At 67.0% G+C, this 20,963-nt stretch carries 21 protein-coding genes and 4 tRNA genes; all 25 read left to right on the forward strand.

Annotated features, from left to right (window positions below; translation table 11 throughout):
- The first annotated feature begins 10 nt into the window (after positions 1-10).
- The 25 genes from F788_RS0103720 to F788_RS0103840 all read left to right on the forward strand — a co-directional run bounded on the left by F788_RS0103720 (position 11) and on the right by F788_RS0103840 (position 20,959).
- On the forward strand, positions 11-640 hold the full coding sequence (locus tag F788_RS0103720; RefSeq protein ID WP_018870023.1) for a triacylglycerol lipase: 630 nt from the start codon (positions 11-13) through the stop codon (positions 638-640).
- A gap of 57 nt (positions 641-697) precedes the next feature.
- Positions 698-1,441 carry a YebC/PmpR family DNA-binding transcriptional regulator gene (locus tag F788_RS0103725; protein ID WP_019589292.1) on the forward strand — a complete coding sequence of 248 codons (744 nt, stop codon included), beginning with the start codon at positions 698-700 and terminating at the stop codon, positions 1,439-1,441.
- 29 nt (positions 1,442-1,470) lie between these two features.
- Positions 1,471-1,983: a crossover junction endodeoxyribonuclease RuvC gene (gene ruvC / locus F788_RS0103730; RefSeq protein ID WP_019589293.1), complete on the forward strand. Its 513-nt coding sequence runs from the start codon at positions 1,471-1,473 to the stop codon at positions 1,981-1,983.
- The gene (gene ruvA / locus F788_RS0103735; protein WP_019021238.1) at positions 1,980-2,591 is read left to right on the forward strand and encodes a Holliday junction branch migration protein RuvA; all 612 of its coding nucleotides are present in this window, start codon (positions 1,980-1,982) and stop codon (positions 2,589-2,591) included. Before ruvC ends, ruvA begins: the two co-directional genes overlap by 4 nt.
- Positions 2,592-2,689: 98 nt before the next feature.
- Entirely contained in the window at positions 2,690-3,718 is a 1,029-nt protein-coding gene (ruvB, locus tag F788_RS0103740; RefSeq protein ID WP_018946409.1) for a Holliday junction branch migration DNA helicase RuvB, read from the forward strand.
- A complete protein-coding gene (gene ybgC, locus F788_RS0103745) occupies positions 3,715-4,152 on the forward strand; it encodes a tol-pal system-associated acyl-CoA thioesterase (protein WP_019589294.1) in 438 nt (145 codons plus the stop codon). Before ruvB ends, ybgC begins: the two co-directional genes overlap by 4 nt.
- Positions 4,153-4,182: 30 nt before the next feature.
- On the forward strand, positions 4,183-4,860 hold the full coding sequence (tolQ, locus tag F788_RS0103750) for a protein TolQ (RefSeq protein WP_026279503.1): 678 nt from the start codon (positions 4,183-4,185) through the stop codon (positions 4,858-4,860).
- A gap of 3 nt (positions 4,861-4,863) precedes the next feature.
- Positions 4,864-5,313 (forward strand): protein TolR, encoded by a 450-nt coding sequence (tolR, locus tag F788_RS0103755; protein ID WP_019589295.1) that lies wholly within the window; start codon positions 4,864-4,866, stop codon positions 5,311-5,313.
- A 10-nt stretch (positions 5,314-5,323) separates the two neighbouring features.
- Positions 5,324-6,283: a cell envelope integrity protein TolA gene (tolA, locus tag F788_RS0103760; RefSeq protein WP_019589296.1), complete on the forward strand. Its 960-nt coding sequence runs from the start codon at positions 5,324-5,326 to the stop codon at positions 6,281-6,283.
- Between the two features lie 43 nt (positions 6,284-6,326).
- On the forward strand, positions 6,327-7,616 hold the full coding sequence (gene tolB / locus F788_RS0103765) for a Tol-Pal system beta propeller repeat protein TolB (protein ID WP_019589297.1): 1,290 nt from the start codon (positions 6,327-6,329) through the stop codon (positions 7,614-7,616).
- Between the two features lie 50 nt (positions 7,617-7,666).
- Positions 7,667-8,236 carry a peptidoglycan-associated lipoprotein Pal gene (gene pal, locus F788_RS0103770; protein ID WP_018870013.1) on the forward strand — a complete coding sequence of 190 codons (570 nt, stop codon included), beginning with the start codon at positions 7,667-7,669 and terminating at the stop codon, positions 8,234-8,236.
- On the forward strand, positions 8,236-9,063 hold the full coding sequence (gene ybgF / locus F788_RS0103775) for a tol-pal system protein YbgF (RefSeq protein ID WP_018870012.1): 828 nt from the start codon (positions 8,236-8,238) through the stop codon (positions 9,061-9,063). The genes pal and ybgF overlap by 1 nt, the downstream gene beginning before the upstream one ends.
- Entirely contained in the window at positions 9,060-9,758 is a 699-nt protein-coding gene (queE, locus tag F788_RS0103780) for a 7-carboxy-7-deazaguanine synthase QueE (RefSeq protein WP_018870011.1), read from the forward strand. Before ybgF ends, queE begins: the two co-directional genes overlap by 4 nt.
- Positions 9,758-10,444 carry a 7-cyano-7-deazaguanine synthase QueC gene (queC, locus tag F788_RS0103785; RefSeq protein ID WP_019589298.1) on the forward strand — a complete coding sequence of 229 codons (687 nt, stop codon included), beginning with the start codon at positions 9,758-9,760 and terminating at the stop codon, positions 10,442-10,444. Before queE ends, queC begins: the two co-directional genes overlap by 1 nt.
- Before the next feature lie 174 nt (positions 10,445-10,618).
- Positions 10,619-11,890: a YeeE/YedE family protein gene (locus F788_RS0103790; RefSeq protein ID WP_019021230.1), complete on the forward strand. Its 1,272-nt coding sequence runs from the start codon at positions 10,619-10,621 to the stop codon at positions 11,888-11,890.
- 104 nt (positions 11,891-11,994) lie between these two features.
- Positions 11,995-12,070: transfer RNA gene (locus F788_RS0103795), tRNA-Lys, on the forward strand.
- A 95-nt stretch (positions 12,071-12,165) separates the two neighbouring features.
- Positions 12,166-12,252: transfer RNA gene (locus F788_RS0103800), tRNA-Leu, on the forward strand.
- A 77-nt stretch (positions 12,253-12,329) separates the two neighbouring features.
- Entirely contained in the window at positions 12,330-13,637 is a 1,308-nt protein-coding gene (gene tig / locus F788_RS0103805; RefSeq protein ID WP_019021229.1) for a trigger factor, read from the forward strand.
- Positions 13,634-14,287 (forward strand): ATP-dependent Clp endopeptidase proteolytic subunit ClpP, encoded by a 654-nt coding sequence (gene clpP / locus F788_RS0103810; protein WP_019589299.1) that lies wholly within the window; start codon positions 13,634-13,636, stop codon positions 14,285-14,287. Before tig ends, clpP begins: the two co-directional genes overlap by 4 nt.
- 91 nt (positions 14,288-14,378) lie before the next feature.
- Positions 14,379-15,659, forward strand: a complete 1,281-nt coding sequence (gene clpX / locus F788_RS0103815) for an ATP-dependent Clp protease ATP-binding subunit ClpX (RefSeq protein WP_019589300.1) — start codon at positions 14,379-14,381, stop codon at positions 15,657-15,659.
- A gap of 87 nt (positions 15,660-15,746) precedes the next feature.
- Positions 15,747-18,227, forward strand: coding sequence for an endopeptidase La (gene lon / locus F788_RS0103820; RefSeq protein WP_019589301.1), 2,481 nt, complete (start codon positions 15,747-15,749; stop codon positions 18,225-18,227).
- Positions 18,228-18,459: 232 nt separating this feature from the next.
- Entirely contained in the window at positions 18,460-18,747 is a 288-nt protein-coding gene (locus F788_RS0103825) for an HU family DNA-binding protein (protein ID WP_255349426.1), read from the forward strand.
- A gap of 11 nt (positions 18,748-18,758) precedes the next feature.
- A tRNA-Val gene (locus F788_RS0103830) sits at positions 18,759-18,834 on the forward strand.
- Positions 18,835-18,874: 40 nt separating this feature from the next.
- Positions 18,875-18,951: transfer RNA gene (locus F788_RS0103835), tRNA-Asp, on the forward strand.
- A gap of 118 nt (positions 18,952-19,069) precedes the next feature.
- Positions 19,070-20,959, forward strand: coding sequence for a SurA N-terminal domain-containing protein (locus F788_RS0103840; RefSeq protein ID WP_019021226.1), 1,890 nt, complete (start codon positions 19,070-19,072; stop codon positions 20,957-20,959).
- Positions 20,960-20,963 lie beyond the last annotated feature (4 nt).

A 20,963-nucleotide genomic window follows, 5' to 3' on the forward strand; every position in this document is an offset into this window, starting at 1 on the left:
CAGCGCGGCGATGACGGCCATGCGGACCACAGTGGTGACCCTGCATGGCTGGCACATGACCGGGGCGGAGATGGTGCTGCTGCGGCGCCGTCTGCATGCGGCGGGTTACCGGGTGCGGGCGTTTCGCTATCCGTCGCGCAGGGCCAGCCCCGAGGAAGTCGCGCGCGCCCTGGCGGCCTGGCTGGAGACCCTGCCGGACGACATGGTGCACCTGGTCGGCCACAGTCTTGGCGGGGTGATCCTGCGGCATCTGTTCGCGGTGGCGCCGGTGCAGCGGCCGGGGCGCGTGGTGATGCTGGGCTCCCCGCTCGCCGGCAGTCGGGTGGCCGCGCGGCTGGCCGCCAACCGGGCCGGGCGCTGGTGGCTGGGGCGCGCGCTGGATCGCGGTCTGCTGGGCGGCAGCCCGGTGCTGCGCGGGCGCCAGGTGGGGATGATCGCCGGGACCCGCGGGCGTTTTCCGGGACCGCTGCTGACCGAGCTGCCCGAACCGCATGATGGCCTGGTCGCGGTGGAGGAGACCCGGGGCCCGGAAGTGTCCCGGCATCTCCAGGCACCGGTCACCCACATGGGCCTGATCTTCAGCGATCCGGTCGCGCGGGCCGTCGCGCATTTCCTGGAGCACGGGGAATTCGACCTCTGAACCCCGTTACACTGAGCAGCGTTTCCCTGAGCACAGGCAACGAGGAGGCGGAACACCATGGCCGGTCACAGCAAGTGGGCGAACATCAAGCACCGCAAGAGCGCGCAGGACGCGAAGCGCGGCAAGCTGTTCACCAAGCTGATCCGCGAGATCACCGTGGCCGCGCGTCACGGCGGGCCGGACCCGGAGACCAATCCGCGTCTGCGTCTGGCGTTCGACAATGCCCTGAAGAACAACATGACCCGCGATACCATCGAGCGCGCGGCAAAGCGGGGCGCCGGGGAGACCGAGGGCGAGGCCTACGAGGAGCTGCGCTACGAGGGCTACGGCCCGGGGGGCGCCGCGATCATGGTCGACTGCATGACCGACAACCGCAATCGGACGGTGTCGGAGGTGCGCCACGCCTTCAACAAGATGGGCGGCAATCTCGGCACCGACGGTTCGGTGGCCTATCTGTTCGAGAAGAAGGGCGTGATCAGCTTCCCGCCGGGGCTGGACGAGGAGACGGTGATGGAGCCGGCACTGGAGGGCGGCGCCGAGGACGTGCTGGTGGACGATGACGGTTCCATCGAGGTCATCACCGACCCGGATGCCTATCAGGACGTGCGTCAGGCCCTGCTGGATCACGGTCTGGAGCCGGAGAATTCGGAGGTCACCATGCGTCCGGAGACCCTTTCCCCGCTGGACGAGGAAACCGCCGAGACGGTGCTGAAGCTCCTGAACATGCTGGACGATCTGGACGATGTGCAGAACGTCTACACCAACGCCAACTTCCCCGAAGGGGTGGGCGGCGATGGTTGAGCTCCGGATTCGGCGGCGGGGCTGAAGCGGTGCGCATCCTCGGCATTGATCCCGGTTCGCGCCTGACCGGTTTCGCGGTGATCGAAACCGGGTCGCGGCAGTCGCGCTCGCTGGGGCACGGCGTGGTGCGCCCGCGGGCGAAGGCGTTCCCCGAGCGCCTCGGCGAGATCTTTGCGGGGATCGAGGAGGTGATCGCCGAGCTGGCCCCCGAGGTGCTCGCGATCGAGAGCGTATTCGTCGCACGCAATGCGCAGTCCGCGATCAAGCTCGGGCAGGCGCGCGGGGCGGCCATCTGTGCCGCTACCCGGGCGGGGTTGCCCGTCCACGAATACACCCCGCGCGCGATCAAGCTGGCCGTGGTCGGGGTCGGCGGTGCCGGCAAGGAGCAGGTCCAGCACATGACGCAGCAGATCCTTTCTCTCGGCGAACCGGTGTCCAGCGACGCCGCCGACGCCCTGGCCGTGGCGCTGTGCCATGCGCATACCGATGCCAGCCAGGCGCGGCTGCAGCCGGCCGCCGCCATCGGCGGGGGCCGCCCATGATCGCGCGCCTGGAGGGAACCCTGATCAGCCGCGAGCCCGGTGGCGTGCTGCTGGACGTTGGCGGGGTCGGCTACGAGGTGGACGTGCCGGTGTCCACGCTGGCCCTGTTGCCGGACCCGGGCGAGACCGTGGTGCTGGCCACCCATCTGGTGGTGCGCGAGGACGCCCATCAGCTGTACGGGTTCCATCATCGCCGCGACCGTGACCTGTTCCGGCGCCTGATCCGGGTCAACGGCATCGGGGCGCGTCTGGCGCTGGCGATGCTGTCGACCTACGCCGGCGACGAACTGGCGGGGCTGATCCGTTCGGGCGACACCACTGGACTGGCGAAGGTCCCGGGCATCGGCAAGCGCACAGCCGAACGCGTGGCCCTGGAGCTGGGCGAGCGTCTGGGCGAACTCGGCTTTGGCGGCGCGGCGCCGGAGAAGGGGGGCGATGCGGCGCCGGCCCCGGCCGGCCCGTCGATGGAGGACGAGGCCCTGGCGGCGCTGGAGGCCCTGGGCTATGCGCGTGCCAGTGCCGAGAAGATGGTGGCCGCGGTGCGCGAACAGGCGGATTCGGTGGAGACCCTGGTGCGCCTCGCCCTGCGTGCGACCGTGCGTTCCTGAGGCTGCAGGCCGGGCCGGCGTGATCCGGCCCGGATTCCGCGAAAACCACAGTCCCGGGCCCCTGTAAATGGTTCCCGGCAGGATGCATACTGCAGCGCATGGAATCCCGCCTGGTCGACATGCAGCATCAGTCCGAGGACGCCGGCGCCGAAGTGAGCCTGCGGCCGAAACGGCTGACGGACTACACCGGCCAGCCGCAGGTCGTGGAACAGCTGGGCCTGTTCATCGATGCCGCGCGTGGCCGGGGCGAGGCCCTGGATCACACCCTGGTGGCCGGTCCGCCGGGGCTGGGCAAGACCACCCTGGCGCACATCGTCGCCCACGAACTGGGGGTGGGGCTGCGCCAGACCTCCGGCCCGGTGCTGGAACGCGCCGGGGATCTGGCCGCGATCCTCACCGCGCTGGAACCGCGCGATGTGCTGTTCGTCGACGAAATCCACCGCCTGCCCACGGTGGTGGAAGAGGTGCTGTACCCCGCGCTGGAGGACTCGCAGCTGGACATCGTGATCGGCGAAGGGCCGGCCGCGCGCTCCATCAAGGTCGATCTGCCGCCATTCACCCTGGTCGGGGCCACCACCCGCGCGGGGCTGCTGTCGGCGCCGCTGCGTGACCGTTTCGGCATCGTGCAACGCCTCAATCATTATTCCGTCACCGACCTGGCGCATATTGTCGAGCGGGCCGCCGGGCTGCTGGGCGTGGGCATCGATGCCGCCGGGGCCGAGGCCATCGCGCGGCGCGGGCGTGGCACCCCGCGGCTGGCCAATCGCCTGCTGCGGCGGGTGCGCGACTACGCCGAGGTGCGCGCCAGCGGGGTGATTACCGCCGAGGTCGCGGAGCACGGTCTGGATCTGCTGGCAATCGACGCCGGTGGCCTGGACGCCCAGGACCGGCGACTGCTGGAGGTGCTGGTGGACAAGTTCGACGGCGGGCCGGTGGGCGTGGAGAGCCTGGCCACCGCGCTCAACGAGGATCGCGGGACCCTGGAGGACGTGGTCGAGCCGTTCCTGATCCAGCAGGGTTACCTGCAGCGCACCCCGCGCGGCCGCCAGGCGACCCGGCGCACGCTGGCGATGTTCGACCTGCCCGGCGGGGATGGCGACCTGCTGGCCGGCGGAGGGCGTGCATGACCGCAGCCACGGATTTTCGCTGGCCGGTGCGCGTCTATTACGAGGATACCGATGCCGGTGGCGTGGTCTATCACGCCAATTATCTGAAATTCATGGAGCGTGCGCGCACCGAGTGGCTGCGGGAACTCGGCTTCGAGCAGGACCGTCTGAGGGCCGACTGCGGCGTGGTGTTCGCGGTTCGCCGCGCCAGTCTGGACATGCGCCGGCCGGCGCGTTTCAACGAGGCACTGGAAGTGACCTGCGAACCGCGTCGCCTGCGCCGCGCCAGTGTGGAGTTCGACCAGGTCGTGCGCCGCGACGGCGAGGCGCTGGTTGTCGGCGAGATCATGATTGCCTGCGTGGATCCCGAGCGCGGCGTGCCGGCTGCCGTGCCGGAATCCGTCCACCGCGCGATGCACGCGGCGATCGCAACCGATACCGAAGCAACAGGCTGAGGGAGAAGATCCGTGGAAGTCGATTTTTCGATGTACCAGCTCATCATGGACGCCAGTCTGGTGGTCCAGCTGGTGATGATCATCCTCGTGCTGGCCTCGGTGTTTTCGTGGCTGGCCATCATCGTGAAGGCGCGCACGCTGCGCGGCGTGGACCGTGCGGCCGACGATTTCGAGGAACGTTTCTGGTCGGGCGCGGATCTGTCCCATCTCTACGAGGGATTGCGGCGCAAGACCGTGCTGAACCCGATGGAGCATGTGTTCTCCTCCGGGTTCAAGGAGTTCCTGCGTGCGCGCCAGCACGGCATGCCGCCCGCCGAGCCGGCCCAGGGCGCGATGCGGGTGGCGATCTCGCGCGAGCTGGACGGCATGGAGCGCTATCTGCAGTTCCTGGCCACGGTCGGGTCGACCAGCCCGTACATCGGCCTGTTCGGTACCGTCTGGGGCATCATGCACGCGTTTCTCGGGCTTTCCGGGGTGCAGCAGGCGACTCTGGCAATGGTCGCCCCGGGCATTGCCGAGGCCCTGATCGCCACCGCGCTGGGGCTGTTCGCGGCGATCCCGGCGGTGATCGCCTATAACCGTTTCTCCGGGGACGTGGATCGTATTGCCGGGCGGCTGGAGAACTTCAGCGAAGAGTTCGCGGGCCTGCTCAACCGCCAGTCCCATCCGCGCGCAAGCGAGGCGTCGGTCGCCACGACCGGCGAATAAACCATGGCGAAGACCTCGCTCCGCAGTCAGCGTCGCAGCCGGCGGCCGATGTCGCAGATCAACGTCGTGCCGTTCATCGACGTGATGCTGGTGCTGCTGATCATCTTCATGATCACCGCGCCCATGCTGCAGCAGGGGGTGGAAGTGGATCTGCCCGAGGCTCAGGCCGAGGCGCTGGATGACGGGACCGAGGCGGCCGAACCGCTGGTCGTCACGGTGGACGCCGCGGGCGCGCTCAGCCTCAACCAGGGGCCGCGGGTGAATGAACCGCTGGCGCCCGAGGAGATGACCGAGATCGTTATCCAGTTCCTCGAGGACCACCCGGGCACGCAGACCTACGTGCGCGGCGACCGCAATGTGGACTACGGACGGGTGATCGACGCGATGATCGCGCTGCAGCGGGCAGGGGGCGGCCGCGTGGGCCTGATCACCGATCCGCCGCGCGACGACTGAACCGGCTGCCGTGTTCGAACTGCTGCGACAACATCCGTTTGCCCTGCTGCTGGTGCTGGCGCTGCATGGCGTGCTGTTCGCGGCGCTGTTGCTGAACGTCAACCTTGCGCCGGACAGCCGTTCCGGGGAGCCCCTGGAGATCACGACCGGCGACGAGGTGGAAGTGGTTCAGGCCGAGGCGGTGGACGCCGAGACCTTCGACCGCATCCAGCATGAACGCGAAGTCGCGGAGCAGGAGGCGATCGCCGAGGCCCTGCGCGAGGAAGAGGAACGCCGCCGCGCCGAGGAACAGCGCAGGCTGGAAGAACAGCGCCGGCGCGAGGCCGAGGAGCAGGCCCGACGCGAGGCACTGGAAGAGGCGGAACGGGCGCGGCGGCAGGCACAGGAAGAAGCCGAACGTCTGGAGCGTGAGCGCGAGGCCGCCGAGCAGGCGCGGCGCGAGGCGGAAGCGGAACGCGAGCGCGCGGAACAGGAACGGCGCGAACGCGAGGAAGCGGAGCGTCGGGCACGGGAAGAGCAGGAGCGCCGCGAGCAGGAGGAGGCCGAACGCAGGGCACGCGAGGAAGCCGAGCGGCGCGCCGAAGCCGAGCGGGAACTCGAGGAGCAGCGTCGGCGCGAACGCATGGAAGAGGAGATGCAGCGCATGGCCGAGGCCGCGGAACGGCGCGAGGCGGCGCGGGCGGCGGCCGAACGCCGCGAGGCGATCGAGGAGTGGCAGGCACAGGCCAGCGCGGTGGTCCAGCGCCGCTGGCGTGAACCCGCGGACGTCAGCACGTCGGACCGGGCGACGGTGCACGTGCGGGTCAACGAGACCGGGCGTATCATCAGTTTCGAGGTGGAGCGCTGCGCCGGGGGGCCGGCCTTCTGCGCGTCCGTGGAGGAGGCGATCGAGCGCCTGCGTGCCCTGCCGGAGCCGCCGGATGCCGACGCCGCGGCGCGCGGGGTCCGGATCCAGTTCGAACCGCAGTGACGGTGAGGTTTCAATGGCATTGCAGGCACCAATGATGAAAAAGATGTTGCAGCCCCTGACGGGCCTGCTCGGGATTGCCCTGATGCTGGGGGCCTCCCAGGCGCACGCGGTGCTGGAGGTCACGGTGACCGAGGGCGTGTCGGGGGCGATTCCGGTAGCCGTGGCACCGTTCGAGTGGCGCGGAGAGGGTGAACCGGAGACCCGGATGAGCGGGATCCTGGGGGACAACCTGCACCGCAGCGGGCTGTTCGAGGTGCTGCGCGAGGACCTGCCTTCGGGGGCCACCGGGCCTGCGGATTTCATTCCGGAGCCCTGGGCTGCGGCCGGGGCCGAGTACGTGGTGGTCGGCAGCAAGCGCCCGGACGGCGATCGCGTGGTGGTGGATTTCCATGTGTTCGACGTGCTTGCCGAGGAACGCCTCGGCGGCTGGCGCATCCCGGTGCCGGCCGACATGCTGCGGCGCGGCGGGCACCGGGTGTCGGATCTCGTGTTCGAGGCCATCACCGGCGATCCGGGGGCGTTCAGTGCGCGCATCGCCTTCGTGCAGGTGCAGCGCGACGGCGACGGCCGCGAGTTCCGGCTGCAGGTCGCCGACTCCGACGGCGCGAATCCGCGCACCCTGTACCGCTCGTCGGATCCGGTGATGTCGCCGGCCTGGTCGCCGGATGGCAACGAACTGGTGTATGTGTCGTTCGAGAACCGGCAGTCCGAGGTCTTCCGCCACGACGTGCGCAGCGGCGAACGGGTGAGCCTGGCCCGGTTCCGGGGAATCAACAGTGCGCCGGCGTGGTCGCCGGACGGACGCTACCTGGCGCTGAGCCTGTCGCGCGACGGCAGTCCCAATATCTATCGGCTGGATCTGCAGAGCGGGGACCTGGAGCAGCTGACGCGGTCCTCCGCGATCGAGACCGAGCCGGCGTGGTCGCCGGACGGCGGGACCATCTATTTCACCTCCGACCGTGCCGGGGCACCGCAGATCTACCGCATGGACGCCGACGGCGGGGATGTCCGGCGCCTGACCTTCGAGAGCGGATATGCGGCGGGTGTCACGGTGTCCCCGGACGGTGATTCGGTAGTGTATGTGGAGGGGGGCGATGGCGGCTTCCGTCTGGCCCGCCTGGATCTCGGCGACCGTCGTGTCACGCGACTGACCGATTCCGGTAATGCCGAATCCCCAAGCTTTGCTCCCAACGGCAGCATGATCCTGTACGCCATCAGCGAAGGCACTCGTGGCGTCCTGGGCTCGGTGAGCCGGGATGGCCGGGTACACCAGCGGCTGGAGGGCCGGGACGGCGAGGTGCGTGAACCGGCCTGGTCGCCACTCGGCGAATGAGGGGCTGCCCGGATTCTTTGATGATTGACAACACCCTGAGGAAACGAACGATGAACCACCTGATTCGCTGGGGCGTTCTGGCCCTTGTCGTGGGCTCGCTGGCGGCCTGCGCCCAGCCGGTGCGCGATGCCGAGGATCCGGCCGAGCGTGAGGCACGTGAGGCGGCACAAGCCGAAGCCGAGGCCGAGCGGGAGGCCCGCGAGCGGCGCGAGCGCGAGGCACGCGGGCTGGGCGAGGACCGGCGCCTGGACGCCGCGGCGCTGGATGACCCGGACAGCCTGCTGGCCGAGCGCCTGGTGTATTTCGAATTCGACCGTGACGAGGTGAAGCGCGAGTACGAGGAGATGCTGGAGGCGCATGCCGAGTATCTCGCGGCCAACCCCGGTGCGCGGCTGCGTCTGGAAGGGCATACCGACGAACGGGGTACCCGTGAGTACAACCTGGGGCTGGGTGAGCGTCGTGCGCAGTCCGTGCGTCGGGTGCTGAACCTCAACGGGGCCGAGGACGAGCAGATCGAGGTCGTCAGCTACGGCGAGGAGATGCCGGTGGCCTTCGAACAGACCGAAGAGGCCTGGGCGCAGAACCGGCGCGTGGAACTGGTATACGACCGTCGGCAGTGATGATGGTGATGGATACGCGTCCCATGCAGGCGATTCGGCGGCGGGCCGGGCAGCGTTTCCCGCAGGGTGCCCTTCGGGGCGCCCTGCTGGCCGGGATGCTTCCGGCGCTGCTGCTGGCCGGGCCCCCGGTGCTGGCGCAGGAAGACGGCATCGTGGCGACGCAGTCGCAGGTGCGCGAGCTGGACCGCCGGCTGGATCGCATCGAGCGCAGGCTGGATTCCAGTGCACTGGCGGACATGCTGCGCGGCGTCGAGGAGATGCAGCGGGACCTGCGCAATCTGCGCGGAGAAGTGGATACCCTGAATCACCGCCTTGATCGCCTGGAAGAGCGCCAGCGCGACCAGTTTGCTCATCTGGACGAGCGGCTGGCGACGCTGGAGGCCGGCGGTGTCGCCCGCGAAGGCGAGGCGCCGCAAGAAGAAGTGGTGGATTTCGATCTGCCGGACGCGGGCGAGCAGGAGGCCTACCAGGAGGCCTTCTCGGTCCTGATGGACGGGGATTATGCCGGGGCGATCCGGCAGCTGGAGGCGTTCATCGAGCGGTTCCCGGACGGGGATTTTGCCGCCAACGCCTGGTACTGGCTGGCCGAAGCCAAATATGCCAGTGGCGATTTCGAGGCCGCGCTGGAAGACTTCGAGCGGTTGCGTGAGCAGTTTCCGGAGAGTGACAAGCAGGGCGATGCCCTGCTGAAGATCGGTTACTCGCATTACGAGCTCGAGGATTTCGAGGCGGCGCGCGAGGCGCTGGAACAGGTGCGCGAGGAATACGGCGGCACCACGCTGGATCGCCTTGCCCGCGAACGCCTGCAGCGGATGGACGGCTCGTGAGCGTGGAAGCACCGCTGCGCCGCACCACGGCACCGGCTTCTGCGTCCGGGGGCGCACCCCGGCTGCGCCTGAGCGAGATGTTCGTTTCGCTGCAGGGCGAGGCGGCGCAGGTGGGCTGGCCCACGGTGTTCGTGCGCCTGACCGGCTGCCCGCTGCGCTGTCGCTGGTGCGACACCGAATACGCCTTCGAGGGCGGCGAGACCACCGACGTCGACACGGTGCTGCAGCGGGTGGCGGGCGAGGGGGTGCGCCACGTGTGCGTCACCGGGGGCGAGCCGCTGGCCCAGCCGGGCAGCCGTGCCCTGATCACGGGCCTGTGTGATGCCGGTCTGGCGGTCACCATCGAGACCTCCGGTGCCATGGACGTGAGCGACGTGGATCCGCGCGCCGGACTGGTCATGGACTGGAAGGCACCCGCGTCCTGCGAGTCCGGGCGTAACCGGACGGAAAACCTCGCGTATCTGGGGGAGGGCGACCAGCTGAAGTTCGTGCTCGCCAACCGGGCGGATTTCGAATGGGCCCGTGAAGCCCTCCCCGGGATGGGACTGGATCCGGCGGTGGAAGTCCTGTTTTCCCCGGTGCATGGCGAGCTGGAGCCGCGGCTGCTGGCCGACTGGATCGTCGCCGAACGCCTGCCGGTACGTTTTCAGGTGCAGCTGCACAAGTGGCTGTGGGGCGACGAGCCGGGGCGTTGATGGCCACGGGGGTGAATGAACGCGCCGTGGTCCTGCTGTCGGGCGGACTGGACTCGGCCACCTGCCTGGCGCTGGCGCAGGAGCAGGGGCTGGAATGCCACGCCCTGTCGGTGGACTACGGGCAGCGCCACGCCACCGAGCTGCAGGCGGCGCGGCGTGTGGCCGCGGCCGCCGGGGTGGCCGACCATCGCGTGGTGCATGTCGACCTGACTGCCATTGGAGGCTCCGCGCTGACCGACTCGGCCATCGAGGTGCCCGAGGCCGGCGGTGAGGGTATCCCGGTGACCTACGTGCCGGCGCGCAACACCGTGTTTCTGTCGCTGGCACTGGGGTTTGCCGAGACCCTGGGCGCCCACCGTCTGGTGGTGGGCGCCAACGCGGTCGACTACTCCGGCTATCCCGACTGCCGCCCCGCGTTCATCGAGGCCTTTCAGTCGCTGGCGCGCGTCGCGACGGCCACCGGTGTGGAGGGCGCGCCATGGTCGGTTGAGGCCCCGCTGATGCATCTGAGCAAGGCGCAGATCATCCGCGAAGGGGTGCGTCTGGGCGTGGACTATTCGCTGACGGTGTCGTGTTACCGGGCCGACGCGGACGGGCGGGCCTGTGGCACCTGTGATTCCTGCCGGCTGCGCGCCGACGGTTTCGCGGCGGCCGGGATCCCCGATCCCACCCGTTATGCCGGATGAGCCCCGGCCCCGGGCCCGGGCCCGGAAGGCTCGCCCGGGGAAGTACGGAATGAAACCTCTCTCGATCTCGTCTGGTGGTCGATGTATGCTGCGCGGCCCTGAACGGCGAAACCGGATACCCTGCTCCGGTCGGTCGTGCAGCCCGAGTGACAACTGATCAAGAGGGTTTGACGCATGGAATTCTCCAGCTTTTCCGCAGCCGCCACGGCGGTGCTGGTCGGGACGTTCATCCTCGCCTTCATCATGGGGGCGGTCGCCAACAAGACCAACTTCTGCACCATGGGGGCGGTGTCCGACTGGGTGAACATGGGTGACACCGGGCGCATGCGCTCCTGGCTGCTGGCCATCGCCGTGGCCATGCTGGGCGTGAGCACCCTGGAATTCTTTGGCGTGCTGAGCGCCGAGGGTTCGTTTCCTCCTTACCGCATGGATAACCTGAACTGGCTCGGGCACGTGCTGGGCGGTTTCCTGTTCGGGATCGGCATGACCTACGGCTCGGGCTGCGGTAACAAGACCCTGGTGCGCGTGGGCGGCGGCAATATCAAGTCGGTGATGGTGATGGTCCTGATCGGCATCGTCGCCTACTTCCTGCTGAGCACGCAGTCGGTATTCGGCACCGGCGAGACTCTCAACCAGCTGCTGTTCGGCTGGATGGACGCCACCGCGATCACGCTGTCCGGCGGCCAGGATCTCGGCTCGATCGTCGCGGGCGATGCCGACGGCACCGCGCGTCTGGTGCTGGGCCTGGTCATCGGCGTGCTGCTGCTGGCGCTGATCTTCAAGGCGGCGGACTTCCGCAAGAGCTTCGACAACATCCTGGGCGGGCTGGTGATCGGCCTGGTGGTGATCGGTGCCTGGTGGCTGACCAGCAACGTGCAGGTGGCCGACGAGATGGGCGACACCTACACCCCGACGGCCTATCTGGCCGACTGGGACTTCCTGGGCGAGCCCGGTGAAGAGCGCCCGGCCGACCAGCTGCGTTTCTGGAACAACCAGTCCTTCACCTTCATCGCCCCGATGGGCCAGAGCGCGGCCTACGTGAAGGAAGGCTTCGACAGCCGCTTCCTGTATTTCGGCGTGATGGCGCTGGCGGGCGTGATCCTGGGCTCGTTCTTCTGGTCGCTTGTGTCGCGCAGCTTCCGCATTGAGTGGTTCTCGTCGCTGCGCGATTTCTGGAACCACTTCGCCGGGGGCATCCTGATGGGCGTGGGCGGCATCCTCGCGATGGGCTGTACCGTGGGGCAGGCCATCACCGGGGTCTCCACGCTGGCGATCGGCGGGTTCCTGACCTTTATCTTCATCGTGTTCGGCGCGGCCCTGACCATGAAGATCCAGTACTACAAGATGGTCTACGAAGACGAAGCCAGCTTCGGCAAGGCGCTGATCACCTCGCTGGTGGACATGAAGCTCCTGCCGTCGAAGATGCGCAGCCTCGAGGCGATCTGATCGCCGGCGGGGCGGGAACCTTCCTGCCCGGGCGGGCCGCGATCGCGGCCCGCCTTGCGTTTTGGCGACGGGGCCGTACACTACGCCCCCGTTGCAGATCACACGGGTCGTTAGCTCAGTTGGTAGAGCAGTGGACTTTTAATCCATTGGTCGTAGGTTCGAATCCTACACGACCCACCATCTCCCCGGTCCCGGACCGGCACAAGGCCCGTTCAGCGGGCCTTTTGTGTTTCCGGCATGCAGACACGCTACAATGTCGGGTTACGAAACCAACGGCGAAAGTGGCGGAACTGGTAGACGCGCTGGGTTTAGGTCCCAGTGGGGTAACACCCGTGAGAGTTCGAGTCTCTCCTTTCGCACCAGGAACCCCGTCCGGCCGCGAGACGACGGCCCCGCGCCCGGACACGACTGATTTCCGAACCATTTGACGAGGCCCTCCATGCAAGTTTCCGTTGAAGCCACTGGCAACCTGGACCGCAAGATGACCGTCCAGGTCCCCTCCGAACGCGTCGACACCGAGGTCGACAACCGCCTGAAGAACCTCGCCAAACGGGTCCGGCTCGACGGCTTCCGCCCGGGCAAGGTGCCGCTCAAGGTGGTGCGTCAGCGCTACGGGGCCGGGGTGTACCAGGAGGTGCTCAGCGAAGTCCTGCAGGAGAGTTACCGCGAGGCGGTGCAGCAGGAGGGCCTGGAGCCGGCGGGCAGCCCGAGCATCGAGCCGAAATCGGTGGAAAACGGTCAGCCGATCGAGTTCGAGGCGTCCTTTCAGGTCTTCCCGGAGATCGAGGTTGCCGACCTGTCCGGGGTCGAGATCGAACGCCCGGTGGCCGAAATCGGTGACGAGGACATCGATCGCGTGATCGATACCCTGCGCGAACAGCACAAGGAATGGCAGGCGGTCGAGCGTGCAGCGGCCTCGGGCGACCGCATCACCCTGGACTTCGTCGGCAAGCTCGACGGCGAGGCCTTCGAGGGCGGACAGGCCGAGGACTTTCAGGTGGAGATCGGCAGCGGGCGCCTGCTGGCGGAGTTCGAGAACCAGCTCGAAGGCGTGAAAACGGGCGAGGAAAAGACCATCGAGGTCACCTTCCCGGAGGATTACCCGGCGGAGGTCCTCAAGGGCCGGACCGCGACCTTCGATATCACGGTCAAGGCAGTGGAAGAGGCCCGGCTGCCCGCGGTCGACGCGGCCTTCGCGGAGAAATTCGGCATCGAGGACGGCTCGGTGGAGAAACTTCGCGAGGATGTGCGGTCCAACATGGAGCGGGAGCTGAATCAGGCGCTGAAGAGCAAGATCAAGCAGCAGGTCATGGATGCGCTGGTGGAACGCCACGACTTCGACCTGCCGGATGCCCTGGTGAAGTCCGAAATCAATCGCCTGCGCGAAGACGCCGAGAAGCGCTTCGGCGGGGCGGAGCAGACGCAGCCGCTGCCGGACAGCCTGTTCGAGGAAGAGGCGAAACGGCGGGTGCGCCTGGGCCTGGTGCTGCGGCATCTGATCGACGACAAGGGTTTCGAGGTGGATCGCGAGCGGGTCGAGCAGGAGCTCGACAACATGGCCGCGACCTACGAAGACCCCGAAGAGGTCAAGCAGTACTACCGCACGCAGCCGCAGGCCATGCAGAACCTGGAGTCCATCGTCCTGGAAGACCAGGTGGTGGACTGGGTGGTGGAACAGGGCAATGTTACCGACAAGCCCACCACCTTCCAGGACGTAATGAATCCGAACAAGGAGTCGAGCGAATGACGCACGACATGGGCGATCAGGGCGCGCAGCATACCCAGGGCCTGAACCTGGTGCCGATGGTGGTCGAGCAGACCGCCCGCGGCGAACGCGCCTATGACATCTACTCCCGGCTGCTGAAGGACCGGGTGATCTTCTGCGTGGGGCCGGTCGAGGACTACATGGCCAACGTGATCGTCGCGCAGATGCTGTTCCTGGAATCCGAGAATCCGGACAAGGAAATCAGCCTCTACATCAATTCGCCGGGTGGTGCGGTCACCGCCGGCATGGCGATCTACGACACCATGCAGTTCATCAAGCCGCAGGTGTCCACGCTTTGCGTGGGCCAGGCGGCGAGCATGGGGGCCGTGCTGCTGGCCGGCGGCGCCGAGGGCAAGCGCTACGCCCTGCCGCATTCGCGCGTGATGATCCACCAGCCGCTTGGCGGCTTCCAGGGTCAGGCGACGGACATCGACATCCATGCCCGCGAGATCCTCAAGATCAAGGAAGAACTCAACCGCGTGCTGGCGAAGCACACCGGTCAGACGGTGAAACAGATCGAGCAGGACACCGACCGTGACCGGTTCATGACGGCCTCCGAGGCGCAGGAATACGGCCTGGTCGACAACGTGCTGGCCGACCGCGCGGAAGCCGGCGAGAAATCCGGATCCTGATGCCTAGACCGCACGAACACTTGGCTCGTTTGCACCGGCCGGTGAAACGGGGCATGTTCGAAAGGAATTGCAATCCAATCGAGGGCAACGGATGAGCGACGACAAGAACCCTCCCGCGGACGGCAAGCTGCTGTACTGCTCCTTCTGCGGGAAAAGCCAGCACGAGGTGCGCAAGCTGATCGCGGGGCCTTCCGTGTTCATCTGCGACGAGTGCGTTGAGCTGTGCAACGACATCATCCGCGAGGAGATGCAGGAGGCCGGCCAGACCGAGCATGCCTCGCTGCCGCGGCCCCGTGAAATCCGGGACACCCTGGATGATTACGTGATCGGCCAGAACGACGCGAAGAAGATCCTCTCCGTCGCCGTCTACAACCATTACAAGCGCATGGAGGCGCGGGCCGGCAAGGATGAAGTGGAGCTGTCAAAGTCCAACATCCTGCTGATCGGTCCGACCGGATCCGGCAAGACCCTGCTGGCGGAGACCCTGGCCCGGGTGCTCAACGTCCCGTTCACCATCGCCGACGCGACCACCCTGACGGAGGCGGGCTACGTTGGCGAGGACGTCGAAAACATCATCCAGAAGCTGCTGCAGAAGTGTGATTACGACGTCGAGAAGGCGGAGAGCGGGATCGTCTACATCGACGAGATCGACAAGGTATCGCGCAAGGCCGACAACCCCTCGATCACCCGTGACGTCTCGGGCGAGGGCGTGCAGCAGGCCCTGCTCAAGCTGATCGAGGGCACGACCGCCTCGATCCCCCCGCAGGGCGGGCGCAAGCATCCGCAGCAGGAGTTCCTGAACGTCGACACCAGCAACATCCTGTTCATCTGCGGTGGTGCCTTCTCCGGCCTGGACAAGGTGATCCAGCAGCGGGCGGAGAAAGGGACCGGCATCGGCTTTTCCGCGGCGCTGGCGAGCAAGGACGAGGACGCCTCCTCGGACCACTGGCTGAAACAGCTGGAGGCCGACGATCTGGTGCGTTACGGCCTGATCCCGGAATTCGTCGGGCGTCTGCCGGTGCAGGCGACCCTGGACGAGCTGGACGAGGATGCCCTGATCACGATCCTCACGCAGCCGAAGAACGCGCTGGTCAAGCAGTATGCGCGGCTGTTCGAGATGGAAGGTGTCGAGCTGGAGTTCCGCGACGATGCGCTGCACGCGATCGCCGCGAAGGCGCTGGAGCGCAAGACCGGTGCCCGCGGCTTGCGGACCATCCTGGAGAACATCCTGCTGGACACGATGTACGAACTGCCGTCCATGGAGGGGGTCACCAAGGTCGTGATCGACGAGGCGGTGATCCGCGGGGACGCCGAGCCCTACCTGATCTACGACAACACCTCGTACACCCGGCAGGCCGCCGCGGAATCCTGAGCGGGAAACATCGGCGGGGCGACCCTTGAAAGCCGCGCGGGTCGCCCCCATTTCCCCCCTACATTCGCCCAGCCCTGAGGGGGCCACATGACCGACGACCGTCCTTCCCAGAACGAGGTGGAATCGCCCGTCAAGCGCGTTGCGGTGCTGCCGCTGCGCGACGTCGTGGTGTATCCGCACATGGTCATTCCGCTGTTCGTCGGGCGCGAGAAATCGATTCGCGCGCTGGATTCGGCGATGGCAGAGAACAAGCAGGTCCTCCTGGTCGCGCAGAAGAGCGCCGAGGTGGACGAACCCGACGCCGGGGATCTCCACGAGATCGGGACCCTCGGCAACATCCTCCAGCTCCTGCGCCTGCCCGACGGCACCATCAAGGTGCTGGTGGAAGGCGCGCAGCGTGCCCGCGTGATGGATGTCTCCACCACCGGGGATCCCGAGCAGGAAGAAGACTACTTCGTCTCCGACATCAAGCTGATCGATGAGGAATTCGATACCGAGGACAAGGAACTCGAGGTCCTCGGTCGCTCCGCGCTGAATCAGTTCGAGCAGTACATCAAGCTGAACAAGAAGGTCCCGCCGGAGATCCTGACCTCGCTGGCCGGGATCGACGACACCTCGCGCCTGGCCGACACCATTGCCGCGCACATGTCGCTGAAACTCGAGGAGAAGCAGCAGGTCCTCGAGATCGCCAACGTGCGCGAGCGTCTGGAGCATCTGGTCGCCAAGATCGAGGGCGAGATGGACGTGCTGCAGATCGAGAAGAAGATCCGCGGCCGCGTGAAGCAGCAGATGGAGAAGTCCCAGCGGGAGTACTACCTGAATGAGCAGATGAAGGCCATTCAGAAGGAGCTGGGCGACCTCGAGGACGCACCCAACGAGCAGGAGGACCTGGCGGAGAAGATCGAGAACGCCGGGATGTCCGAAGAGGCGAAGAAGAAGGCGACCGCCGAGCTCAACAAGCTCAAGATGATGTCGCCGATGTCCGCCGAGGCCACGGTGGTGCGCAGCTACATCGACTGGCTGGTGTCGCTGCCGTGGAAAAAGAAGACCCGCGTCTCCAAGGATCTCAAGCGTGCCGAGAAGATCCTCAACGAGGATCACTACGGGCTGGAAGAGGTCAAGCAGCGCATCCTGGAATATCTCGCGGTGCAGTCGCGCGTGCGCAAGCTGAAGGGGCCGATCCTGTGTCTGGTGGGGCCGCCCGGCGTCGGCAAGACCTCGCTGGGGCAGTCCATCGCGCGGGCCACCAACCGCAAGTTCATGCGCATGGCGCTGGGCGGAGTGCGTGACGAGGCCGAGATTCGCGGTCACCGGCGCACCTATATCGGGTCGCTCCCGGGCAAGATCATCCAGAACCTGTCCAAGGTCGGGGTGCGCAACCCGCTGTTCCTGCTGGACGAGATCGACAAGATGGCCATGGATTTCCGTGGGGATCCGGCCTCCGCGATGCTCGAGGTGCTGGATCCGGAACAGAACCACACCTTCAGCGACCACTACCTGGAGGTCGACTTCGATCTCTCGGACGTGATGTTCGTGGCCACGGCCAACAGCATGCACATCCCCGGGCCGCTGCTGGATCGCATGGAAGTGATCCGCCTGTCCGGCTACACCGAGGACGAGAAGGTCAACATCGCGCACACCTACCTGATCCCCAAGCAGATCAAGACCAACGGTCTGAAGAAGGGCGAGATCAACATCTCCGATGCGGCGGTGCGCGACGTGGTCCGCTACTACACTCGCGAGGCCGGGGTGCGTGCGCTGGAGCGCGAGATCGCCAAGATCTGCCGCAAGGTGGTCAAGCAGCGCACCCTGTCGAAGGGCAAGGACGCCGACCGCATGACTTCGGTTACGCCCAAGACCCTGGACAAGTACCTGGGCGTGCGGCGCTACCGCTTCGGCCAGGCCGACGAGGCCGACCGGGTCGGCCAGGTCACCGGCCTGGCGTGGACCGAGGTCGGCGGGGAACTGCTGACCATCGAGTCCTCGGTGGTGCCCGGCAAGGGCAAGACCCAGCAGACCGGTAAGCTCGGTGACGTGATGCAGGAGTCGGTCCACGCCGCGCTCACGGTGGTCCGGTCCCGCGCTGCTGCCCTCGGCCTGGAAGAGAATTTCCACGAGAACAAGGACCTCCACATCCACGTCCCCGAGGGCGCCACACCCAAGGACGGTCCTTCGGCCGGGATCGGCATGTGCACGGCCATCGTTTCGGCGCTGACGAACATCCCGGTCCGTGCGGATGTGGCCATGACCGGGGAGATCACCCTGCGCGGGCAGGTGCTGCCGATCGGCGGGCTCAAGGAGAAACTGCTGGCGGCGCATCGCGGGGGTATCCGTACGGTCCTGATCCCGGAGGAAAACGAAAAGGATCTGGTGGATATCCCGAAGAACATCAAGCAGAAGCTGGATATTCGCCCGGTGCGCTGGATCGACGAGGTTCTGGAAGTCGCCCTGGCCGAGATGCCGGAAGCCCGTACCGGCGAGTCGCCGGAGGGCGAGGCGCCCGCCGAGGAAGTCGTTTCTGGCAAGAAGAAACCCTCGCGGGGTCGTGGCCGGGTCCGGCATCACTGATCCGTCCACACACCCGGGGGAGAGGGCCCGGGGCGAGGACTTTTGTCGAGCCGGTCGCAGGGAGCGGGCGACCGGCGTTTGACACCATTTTCGCAGCCTTGCTATAACCCTGATCGCATTGTCCGGATCCGGTTGTCGACCCCATTCCCGTTCCCTGCACAGGCCGTGGCGGCATCGGCCCGGATTGTTGTAAGCTTGGCCCTGCCGGCTGCACGCCCGAGTCACTAAAACGATAAGGAACCGTTTCATGAATAAATCCGAATTGATCGACGCGATCGCCGCGGAAGCCGATGTTCCCAAGGCTCAGGCCGGCAAGGTGGTCGATGCCATGGTCAGCGTAATCGGGGATTCCCTTGCCAAGGGTGATCAGGTATCATTGGTGGGTTTCGGGACGTTCCTCGTCCGCGAACGTGAGGCGCGCACCGGGCGCAACCCGCGCACCGGCGAGACGATCCAGATCGCCGCGTCGAAAACGCCCGGTTTCAAGGCTGGCAAAGCGTTGAAGGATCGGGTAAACTAAAGAGCTTTACCGGGTGCTTAGCTCAGTTGGTAGAGCGTCGCCCTTACAAGGCGAATGTCGGCGGTTCGAATCCGTCAGCACCCACCAGGCGCAGACCTGCTCGATGCGGCTGCGCTGAAAAGAATACGGAGCGGTAGTTCAGTTGGTTAGAATACCGGCCTGTCACGCCGGGGGTCGCGGGTTCGAGTCCCGTCCGCTCCGCCATATTTCGAAAGGCGCCCTCCGGGGCGCCTTTTTTGTTGGTGTGTCCGACAGACGGCGGAGGGCGCGCCTGCTACCATTGATCTGTTTTCCCTGCTGAACCCGAACGGACAAAACCAGCATGCTGCAAGCAATTCGAGATCGGGCGACCGGCTGGCTCGCCTACGTAATCATCGGCCTGATCGCGGTCCCCTTCGCCCTGTGGGGCGTGGGCGAATACTTCGGCGGAGCCGGCGACATCGTGGCTGCCGAGGTCAACGGCGTGGACATCGATACCCGGTCCGTGCATCAGGAGGCGCGTGCCCAGCGGGATGAACTCCGCCGCATGTTCGGCGGCGAGATCCCGGACGAATTCGACGACGAGGGGATTCGGCTGCAGGCGCTGGAGAGCCTGATTCGCGAGACCCTGTTGCGTCAGGCGGCCGGTGATCTCGGGTTTACCGCCGCCAGCGAATCGGTGCGCCGCGAGATCCGCGCGATGCCGGTGTTTCAGGAGGGCGGGCAGTTCAGTCCGGAGCGCTATTCCCAGCTGTTGTCGGCCCAGCGCATCAGTCCCGCGGATTTCGAGGATGACATCGGTCGCTCGCTGGTGATGTCGCAGATCCAGACGGGCATCCGCGAGTCGGGTCGCTTCGACGAAGGCCTGGTGGACGAGTACGCCGCGCTGCGCAATCAGGTGCGGACGGTGAGCTGGCGGGTGTTCGCGGCGGAGGATTTCGATCGCCCCGGCGTGGTGGACGAGGACGCCGTTCAGGCCTACTACGAAGCGAATCCGGAGGAGTTCACGACCGCAGAGCGTTTGCGGGTGGAGTATCTTCAGCTCGATCCGGCATCGCTGGAAGAGGCCGTCGAGCTGAGCGAGGAAGACATCGTGGAGCACTACCGCGCCAACCGGTCGCGTTACGAGGAACCGGAACTGCGCGATGTCCGGGTCATTCGCCTGGCGGACGAGGACGACGCCGAGGCACGGATTGGCGAGCTGCATCAGCGGATCGAGGACGGCGAGGATTTTGCGGAGCTTGCCGAGGAATACTCCGAGGATTCCCTGAGCGCGCCGCGGGGCGGCCGCATGGGGGAGCTGGCCCGCGGGGATCTGGGATCGTCGACCCTGGAGACGGTGATCTTCAGTCTGCCCGAGGGGATGGTGAGCCAGCCGGTGCGGACCGATCAGGGCTGGTACATCATCCAGGTGACTGCGGTCGAGGATGCCCGCGCACAGCCGCTGGAGCAGGTGCGTGACGACGTGGAATCCGACCTGCGTGACCGGCGTGCCGAGCAGATGCAGATCGATGCGCTGGACGACCTGATGTCGCTGAGCGTCGAGTTTCCGGAAAGTCTGGAGCCCGCGGCCGAGGCGACCGGGCTGGAGATCCGCACGACCGACTGGTTCACCCGCGACTCGGGCAGCGGCATCGCGGACTCGCGTTCCGTGCGCGATGCGGCCTTCGGCGAGCGGGTGCGCGAGCGCGGAGAGAACAGCGATGCCCTGGATCTCGATGATGGCTCGACGATCGTGCTGCGCGTGGCCGAACGGGAAGAGGCGGAGCTGCGCCCGCTGGCCGAGGTCGAGGACGAGATTCGGGCCCGGCTGCAGGCCGAAGCGGCCGCCGAAGCGGCGCGCGAAGCCGGCGAGGCCCTGCTGGAAGACCTGCGAGAGGCTGACGACTGGGCGGCTGCCATCGAAGACGAGGGCAGCTGGACGCGCTCGCGCGAGCTGCGCCGGGATACCCGCGACGGTGACGTGCCGGACGGCCTGGTGGCACCGGTGTTCCGTCTGGCCGCACCCGGAGAGGACGGGCCGAGACTGGCGGGCCTGACGCTATCCGGCGGTGACTTTGCCGTGGTGGCCCTGGAGGCGGTGCAGGCCGGGGGCATGCAGGAGGATCCGGCTCTGCGCCAGCAGGCCCGCGACCAGCTGCGCAACGCCTACGGCGGTGCCGAGATGCGTGCCTATCTGGCGTGGCTGGAGTCCGAGGCCGATATTCAGCGTTTTCCGGAGAACCTGGAGTAGAGGG

Origin of the sequence: Thioalkalivibrio sp. ALE10 (assembly GCF_000381385.1) — a bacterium.
GTDB lineage: Bacteria > Pseudomonadota > Gammaproteobacteria > Ectothiorhodospirales > Ectothiorhodospiraceae > Thioalkalivibrio.